The sequence below is a fragment of the Monashia sp. HAY1-5C genome, assembly GCF_056755255.1.
Map to the genome: position 1 here is coordinate 1 of NZ_JBPGXG010000877.1, position 230 is coordinate 230.

A 230-nucleotide genomic window follows, 5' to 3' on the forward strand; every position below is an offset into this window, starting at 1 on the left:
GATCTCGACGTCATGTCGGCCGTGGCGGACCGCGTCGCGATCTCCGGCGAAGCCTCCGGCTTCACCTCCGAATCGAGGGTCAGGACATTCCAGAGCGCGGCGACCGAGCGGTCGACGGCCGTCGATTCGAGGCCGCCGCCGCTCGCAAACTGCGGAAGCACACGCTCCAGATCCTGCGAGAGCAGGTCGAGCAGACCCTGGTTCGCCCGGGCTTCGAGCCGATGCGGCTC

1 protein-coding gene is annotated in these 230 nt (G+C 68.7%); it reads right to left on the reverse strand.

Going from position 1 to position 230, the window contains the following annotated elements; translation table 11 throughout:
• On the reverse strand, positions 1-230 hold a 230-nt coding region (locus ACR9ZK_RS23825; RefSeq protein ID WP_481344370.1), incomplete at both ends, for a hypothetical protein.